The 6,897-nt window shown below is 60.6% G+C and carries 6 protein-coding genes; 2 read left to right on the top strand and 4 right to left on the bottom strand.

Annotated elements, in window-relative coordinates:
• Positions 1-380, bottom strand: a 380-nt coding sequence (locus tag AC5DC2_RS16690) for an FGGY family carbohydrate kinase (protein ID WP_491699293.1), incomplete at its 3' end; no start/stop codon positions are given.
• Between the two features lie 271 nt (positions 381-651).
• Complete coding sequence (gene rirA, locus AC5DC2_RS16685; protein ID WP_024706082.1) at positions 652-1,119, bottom strand: iron-responsive transcriptional regulator RirA; 468 nt, start codon at positions 1,117-1,119, stop codon at positions 652-654.
• Between the two features lie 166 nt (positions 1,120-1,285).
• Here rirA and AC5DC2_RS16680 point away from each other — a divergent pair, with 166 nt between their 5' ends.
• Together AC5DC2_RS16680 and AC5DC2_RS16675 are read left to right on the top strand one after the other, a co-directional pair.
• A complete protein-coding gene (locus tag AC5DC2_RS16680) occupies positions 1,286-2,317 on the top strand; it encodes a Fe(3+) ABC transporter substrate-binding protein (protein WP_024706081.1) in 1,032 nt (343 codons plus the stop codon).
• A 165-nt stretch (positions 2,318-2,482) separates the two neighbouring features.
• Entirely contained in the window at positions 2,483-2,821 is a 339-nt protein-coding gene (locus AC5DC2_RS16675; RefSeq protein ID WP_024706080.1) for a hypothetical protein, read from the top strand.
• Between the two features lie 236 nt (positions 2,822-3,057).
• Here the strand turns inward: AC5DC2_RS16675 and AC5DC2_RS16670 are convergent, their stop codons facing one another.
• Positions 3,058-4,362: a polysaccharide biosynthesis/export family protein gene (locus tag AC5DC2_RS16670; RefSeq protein ID WP_246750494.1), complete on the bottom strand. Its 1,305-nt coding sequence runs from the start codon at positions 4,360-4,362 to the stop codon at positions 3,058-3,060.
• Between the two features lie 239 nt (positions 4,363-4,601).
• Positions 4,602-6,194 (bottom strand): hypothetical protein, encoded by a 1,593-nt coding sequence (locus AC5DC2_RS16665; protein WP_491699292.1) that lies wholly within the window; start codon positions 6,192-6,194, stop codon positions 4,602-4,604.
• Between the last annotated feature and the right edge of the window lie 703 nt (positions 6,195-6,897).

Below are 6,897 nucleotides of genomic sequence, written 5' to 3'. Positions count from 1 at the left end.
TCATGACCGCCGGCATTGATGCGGTCCGCCTGATCGATGGCCCGGTGGTCCATCCACACGATGACGTTACGCGCGGCATCTTCCGACGGACCGACGGCAAGCGGTTTGCCATCGCTATCCAGCACGACCAGCGAGCAGGTCGCGTCAAAGCCGATCCCCTTGACGCTTTCAGGGGCAATGCCGGCTTCGGCGATCGCCGTCTTCGTCGAAAAGCAGATGGCGTTCCAGATGTCGTTCGACGACTGCTCGACAATGTCGCCCGCCTCCCGCCACAGCGCGAGATCCTTCTTGCCGACGCCGAGAAGACGTCCTTCCGCGTTGAAAACGCCCGCGCGGGCGCTGCCGGTTCCGACATCGATACCGATGAAATGACTGCTCATGCTTCTCTCCCTGCTCCGTCAGACAGGCGGAGCAACTCGGTTTTCTTGTCCGGACAGGGTGACCGCCTGCCGCCCGCCGAACCTTCGCAACGGACATTCACCGCGGTTGCGGCCTTGCTGTTACGAGTTAGCCACTCCTTGCTACATCTTTCTCCCGGTAAGCTCAAGCGCCAACTCACCTCCATCCTGCCCGGATCGAACCGCTTTAGGAACGAAGAAGGCGCCGGAGATGCCCCGGCGCCTTCAAACACGGACTGGAATGAGCCGGCGCTCACGCGGCCGAGGTTTCGACCTTCCTGTTTTCCTCGATGCTGAGCAGCTTGAAGATGTCGACGCGGCGGCGCACCAGATCGTTGATCGTGTATTCGGCGAGCACGGAGAAGAACGCGTTCAGCGCCTTGCGCAGCGCCTCGTTGAAGCCGCAGCTGTCGACCAGCGGGCAATCCGTCTCGTTGGCGTCGTCGAAGCATTCTGCCATGGAGAAGTTCTCCTCCGTGACGCTGACCACATCGAAAAGCGTGATTTCCGAAGCCGGACGTCCAAGGCGCACGCCGCCATTGCGGCCCCGCACCGTTTCCATGATGCCGGCCTTGTGCAGCGGCTGGATGATCTTGAACAGGAAGAGTTCGGACACGCCGTAAGCCTTGGCAATCTCGGGCACGCGGCTCAGCTTGCCGTCGTTGGCGGCGCAATACATGAGCATCCGCACTGCATAATTCGTCTGCTTGGTCAGGCGCATACCGGTTTCCTTTTTAGAATCTTTCCAGTTTTATAACGCATTTCTCAATTTGGAACAATTCCAAAAAGAAGAAATTTTTACTCAAGTCTAGGAGTCCGATCGGTTGACACCGCGCGCAGGATACCTGATGAATTAAATCAACTTAAAAGATCACAAGGAGGATACAATGACAAGGCTCAAGGCGCTTGCGGGTTCGTTTCTGGCATTGGCGACGGCGGCTGCGGCGGCCCCGGTCGCGGCGGAGGACGTCAACATCTATTCTTACCGCCAGCCCGAACTGATCGCCCCCCTGCTTGAAGCCTTCGAGGCCGAGACCGGCATCAACACCAATGTGCTGTTTCTCGATACGGGCCTTGTCGAGCGGGTGAAGGCGGAAGGCGCCAACTCGCCCGCTGACGTCATCCTGACCGTCGACATCGGCCGCCTGACAGAGGCCAAGGAGGCCGGCGTCACCCAGCCCGTCGAAAGCGCGGTCATCAATGCGGATATCCCCGCGCAGTTCCGTGACCCCGACGGCGACTGGTTTGCGCTGACCAAGCGCGGACGCGTCGTCTACGCCTCGAAGGACCGCGTCGGCCAGGTGCCGATCACCTATGAAGAACTAGCGGACCCCAAATGGAAGGGCGCGATTTGCATCCGCGACGGCCAGCATCCCTACAATATCGCCCTGATCGCCTCGATGATTGCCCACCACGGCGCCGAGTACACCGAGGAATGGCTGAAGGGCCTGAAGGCGAATCTCGCCCGCCGCCCGAACGGCAACGACCGGGGTCAGGCCAAGGCCATCATGTCAGGCGAATGCGACATCGCGCTCGGCAACACCTATTATGTCGGCCTGATGATGACCAACGACAAGGAACCCGAGCAGAAGGAGTGGGCGGCAGCGATCGACATCCTGTTTCCCAATGCCGACGGGCGCGGAACCCACGTCAATGTCTCCGGCATGGCTATGGCCAAACACGCGCCGCATCCGGAAAACGCGCTGAAGCTGATGGAGTATCTCGCCTCGCCGGAAGCACAGGAAATCTATGCCGAACAGGTTTTCGAGTATCCGGTGATGCCTGGCGCGGAAGCCTCCGAAATCGTCCGGTCCTTCGGCGAGATCCATCCCGACGACCTGTCGCTGGCAGAGATTGCCGCTCATCGCAGCGAGGCGTCGGAAATCGTGGACAAGGTCGGCTTCAACGACGGCCCATGATCTTCGATCCTCTCACGCACGGCACGTTTCCCGGCCCGGCTCAAGCAGCCGGGCTTTTTCGTTTCCGCAGCATCCATGCCATTCTCTCGACGGGTCGAGCAACACGGCAGACAACGGCCGGATTTTCGCTATGATGCGCGGTAGAACCAGTTGGGAGAAAAGACATTGGTCAAACTGATCAAAGCTGCCGCCTTTGCGGCCTTGGTAACGGTCGCCGGTTGCCAGACGGCTCCGCCCGAAACGCCGCTTGAGGAACTGCTGGACCAGGGCGCGCGCGCGGAACTCGCCGCCCAGCGCTGCGAAAGCTACACGAGCCTGCGCGGCGACAGAAAGCTCAAGAACGCCTCCGAGGCGATCTATGCGAAAGCGCGGGAAATGGGCGCCGATCAGTCCGATATCGATGCCGCCCGCCTGCGGGCCCGCCAGCAGGCCGGAATCAGGGATACGCTGATCGGCAACGAGGCGACCTGTGACGAGTTGTCGATCCTGCCGCCGGGCTATTGATCGGCGTCGGGGCTCCCCGAACATCTGACTGCATATGAAAAGGCCGGCCGCATCCGCGACCGGCCGCTTTTGTTTGTCGCTCTTTCGGGAGAGCCCAAACGGCGTCCCGGAGCTTCGCGCCGCATCAAGAGCGGGCAGCAACGGAGCTGCGCTCGACGAGCGTATCGACCCGAAAACCGGAAGCGATTTTCGGGTCGATGCGTCGATTCAATAGGTCAGAGCGCGACCCTTGCACCTCAATCGAGAATGCCGTTGGCCGTGCCGAGGATCGAGATCGACGGCGTGATCTGCGAGATCAGGCGGTTCCAGTTGGTGATCGGCTGGCTGGCGACGAAGACGATATCGTTCGGCCGAAGCTGCAGCTCGGTTGCCAGAAGGAGGTTCGCGGTATTCTGCGCATCAAGCGCCCATGCCGTGATCCCGAGGGGCTCGCCTGCCGCAATCCGGTTCTTGCGCAGAACATAGATGCGGCGCGGGTTGCCGGTGACGGGCTGGATGCCGCCCTGCTCGAACATCGCATCGGCAAGCGTTGCGTAACGGTCGAAGGGCAGCGGCCAGCGGCCCTGCTGCTTGACCTCGCCGAAGACATAGACGTAGTCCCTGTCGATCGCATCCATCTGAACGCGCGTTTCGAAGATGTCCCGCTGCTCTTCCAGCACGTCGCGCTGGAACTTCGCGAGATCCAGCTCCTGACGCAGATAGCCTTCGGCCAGTTCGACCGAGTATTCGGTGTCGACGAACACGCGGTCCCCGTTCTGCAGCAGGACCTTCGGTATATCGTTCTTGGCAAAGAGCTTCGTCGCCGGGATCTGGTAGGTCTGGTCGTCGCGATAAAGGCGCACCGTCGCATATTCCGGATCGGTGGCAACGACGCCGCCTGCGGCGGTGACCGCCTCGTCGAGATAAAGCGGCGTCAGCGTGATCGGCTCAAGCTGCGGCTGCGCCACGGCCCCGCCGACGGCGACGCGCTGGGAATTGAAGTCCGTGATCTCCAGATTGAAGTTCGGATCGATCTGGCTTTCAACAAGTCTCTGGAACAGGACGGACTGGGCCTCCTCCAGCGTCATGCCGCCAATGGTGACCCGGCCAACGGTCGGGATCGCGATCGCCCCGTCGTCCTGAACGGTGTAGCCCTGACGTGCGTTCTGCGCGGCAAGAAGGCCATTGATCTGGTTCAGCGTCGACGTCTCGGCGGTGGGCGTTGCCAGAAGCACCACATCGCCGACGCCGATCCGGTAGGGCCTGGGCTGCTGCACCGGCGGCAATCTGGTCGGCACGGCTCCCGGTCTCGCCTGCGGCCTGTAGGCGGATATCCGCGGCACCGCGGAACCCTGCAATGTTGCCGTCTGGTCAAAGACAGGCGGCAGGGAGCGCGGCGTATAGGGCGTCATGGCATTCGCCATCATGACGTTCTGGCTCGTTACCGGCACAACCTTGACCACGGACGTTTCGCCCACGACCGGGCGAACCTCCGAAACGTTGTACAACGCACTGCACCCGGTCATGATGATCGCGGTGAGAATGACGGTAATGGCACGCAATTGAAACTCTCCGAATTGCTGTCACTTGCCCCTTAAACATAAGCCCAAAACGTATCACCCCGCAGGAGACAAGCAAAGCGCCTGGCAAGAATACATGGATACTCGAAAACGATTAAACAGAAATTGGTTCTGCTCCCTGGCAGTCGGCAATTCGACCGAAACAAACGCTTTTTTTCTTCGTCCTGTGACTGATCGGCGACACGGGTTCGAATACGGGCGCCGGATCAATTTGCACTTCCTTAATAAGCGAATCTCAACGTGAGTCCATACCGCGGCTCATCCTGCGCAAGCATCGTGCCGAGTCCGTGGAGACCTGTTGCATTTGTGGCATAGACATCGGCGCTAAACGGCGTGCCATGGAGGTCATACCGGGCGCCGGCCGACCAGATGGCATCGCCGCCGTCCGAGACAGCCGTGACCTCGCCCAACAGTTCAAGATCGCGGAACGGACGGACGGAGACACCGCCGCCGACCCCCCATATCCGCTCGGTGTGGTAGGCGGCAAACTTCGATTCCAGCGTCACGCTGGCCTTTTCCGAAAGTGCAAGGCTTGCCGGAAGCGCGCCATAAAGAACGCCCACGGTCGGCTTGTTGACGTCGCGCCCGGCGAGAACCTGTCCGGAAAGCGAAAACAGATCGCCATATTTCTGGTCCATCAGGCGCAGCTTGCCGCCAAACATGTAGGACCATTCATCGTTCCACGGGCTTTGCGCGTTTCCGACCGCCCCGCCTGCGGGATATTGCGTGAAGAAGGCATCCAGCTGCAGATCCTGATCCGGACTGAAGGCGAGGTGGAAGTCGCTGAAGTTCCTGTTGCCCATCCCGGCCTCGACCAGAATGCGGCCGGGGGTCAGCGTATCGGCGGCTCCTAGCGTGATCCCGCCGATCTGCTGCTGCAGTTCCAGCTCGGTGACCGGACTCAGCATATCCGCCCTGTAGCTGTCGAAATACACGTCGCGCGTCGCCTCGCCGACAAACGGCGTATAGCTGAGACGGATGCCGTAGGCGATGTCATCCGATTTCGGAGGAAAGGCGATGATGCTGGTCGCCGGCGTCATGCCCCAGCCATTTGTCGCAAAGAGGTCCACGGCGGCCTTCGGCGTCACGGCAAGCTTCATGCCGGCCATCCAGACCGGTGTCGTCTCCAGGCCGCCGCTGCCCGACAGCGTGTTGCCGTCGGTCGCGTAGGGCAACATCACTGTCGCATAGGACTGAAGCCCGGTGATCGGCTGCCATGTCAACCCTGCGCCGACATAGGGCACGGTTCCGAAATAGGGCTGGCCGTTGATGCTGTCGGGCAGGAAGGAAACGCCCGGCGTCACGTGGAACCGCAGGGAATCGGTCACCGTCAGGCTGATCGGCAGCTGAAGGCTTCCGGCAAGGTCCCATTCTCCGTTGCCGTCATTCTGATAGAGATCGCCCGACAGGAAGACGCCTTCGAGCGAGCCTGCGACCGCCATGTTCAGGCCGTAGCTGTCGATCAGACCGTATTTGACGCCGCCGCCGCCGGCCAGGAAGGTGAGATTCTCCTCACAAGCCGCCGTGCCGCATTGCGGCGGATCGTCGAAGACATGGCCGAAGGCGCTGACCTGAAAGCGATCGCTGATCGCCCAGTCCGCCCGCCCCTCATAGACCTGCGTGCCCGTCGCTTCGCCGCCTAGCGTCTGGTCGGAACCGAACTGAAGGTAGACCGCGCCCTTGGGCAGAAGATAGCCGGTTTCGAAACTGGAATAGTTGGACGCCATCATTTCGATCGGCGTCTGGTCGAGAAACAGGGCACCGGGTCCTTCAAGCACCTGCGCGTCGGCGGAGCGCGCGGCCGCCAGACTCAAAAAGCCTCCGCAAAAAACAGGCAAAAGAAAGAGACCGGCCAGGCTCGATACTCTGGACATAAACCGCCGCTTCCCGATCGTAAAACATCCTAAAAAATCGAGGAGACGATAGCCCATTAACAAATCCTAAACAAGCGGAGGTCCGAAACCGCACGTCATGCAAGAGCAACCGATAAACTGAGGGTAGAAAAAACATGGCAAATCAGGCGCGCAACGCTCGCTTTAGGCGATTTCAAGAAAACATATACTCCGAGGTTGGCCGCGTTTCCACAGCCTTGAAGGCAGGAAGCTGCTGTCGGAAGCCCCAATTTGCAAGGCTCAGGCCCGAACAGGCGTGATATTTTTGCAGCGCCTTAACCATAATTCCGCAATGGGGCGGAAACGCAACCAGGCCGCGAGGCGCGGTCGGCCTTCGCAGTCGCAATCAGGCAAGCCTGAAGGGATTGCTTGTCAGCACCCAGGGCGTGACCGACGTCACAATAGCTTTGGTGGCGTCGCTGTTCCGGCGAGCGTGAGCGAGCCCTCGGGCCGGAGACACACGCGCGCTAGCGCATCGGCCCGAAAATCGGAATCGATTTTCGGAAAGCAAGATGCGTAGATAAAATAGGTTAGAGCGTCCTTTGTGCGTCCGAATGGACGCACGGCGCTCTAGGTGTGGGCTTTCAGGAGGTTGTCCATTCGGAGCGTACCGAGGAGACTGGAG

The organism is Martelella sp., assembly GCF_984369615.1.
Note: the sequence above shows the minus strand (reverse complement) of the source record. Positions and strands in the feature narration are given on the sequence as shown.

Bases quoted from the DNA above. Each gene is read 5' to 3' on its own strand.
- rirA (WP_024706082.1), bottom strand. From the start codon at position 1,119: ATGCGCCTGACCAAGCAGACGAATTATGCAGTGCGGATGCTCATGTAT.
- AC5DC2_RS16680 (WP_024706081.1), top strand. From the start codon at position 1,286: ATGACAAGGCTCAAGGCGCTTGCGGGTTCGTTTCTGGCATTGGCGACG.